Here is a 767-nt window from a genome sequence, read left to right as displayed (position 1 = left end):
CAAGATCGGTATCCCCCGGGCCGAGAGTCTTAGACGCGCCGAGGAAGCCGCTGACTTCGACGGTACCAGGATTGTGGGTGGTTCTGCCGCCAACGCTGGTGCTCACCCCCATCTTGCTGGACTTGTGATCGCACTGACGAATGGCAGAACTTCCATCTGCGGAGCTTCCTTACTGACCAACACCCGCTCCGTGACCGCCGCTCATTGCTGGAGGACCAGGAGAGCCCAGGCTCGTCAGTTCACCCTCGCTCTTGGCACAGCTAACATCTTCTCCGGAGGCACCAGGGTCACCACCTCCAATGTCCAGATGCACGGCAGCTACAACATGGACACCCTCCACAACGACGTCGCCATCATCAACCACAACCATGTTGGCTTCACCAACAACATCCAGCGCATCAACCTAGCCAGTGGAAGCAACAACTTTGCTGGTACTTGGGCCTGGGCTGCCGGCTTCGGAAGGACCTCCGATGCTGCTTCGGGAGCCAACAACCAACAAAAACGCCAAGTGAGCCTCCAGGTCATTACCAACGCCGTCTGCGCCCGCACGTTTGGAAACAATGTGATCATTGCCTCCACCCTCTGTGTTGACGGCTCTAACGGTCGCAGCACCTGCAGCGGAGACTCCGGCGGCCCTCTCACCATCGGCAGCGGCGGAAGCCGTCAACTGATCGGTATCACATCGTTCGGATCAGCTCAAGGTTGCCAGAGAGGCCACCCTGCCGGCTTCGCCAGAGTCACATCCTTCAACTCCTGGATCCGGGCTA

At 59.2% G+C, this 767-nt stretch carries 1 protein-coding gene; it reads left to right on the top strand.

Annotated elements, in window-relative coordinates:
* Window positions 1-73 precede the first annotated feature (73 nt).
* Window positions 74-767: serine protease (locus tag F0L74_RS34515; protein ID WP_497707333.1), on the top strand; the 694-nt coding region annotated here is incomplete at its 3' end.

This window comes from Chitinophaga agrisoli, assembly GCF_008386695.1.
GTDB lineage: Bacteria > Bacteroidota > Bacteroidia > Chitinophagales > Chitinophagaceae > Chitinophaga > Chitinophaga agrisoli.
This window is presented reverse-complemented; position numbering and strand designations above follow the sequence as displayed.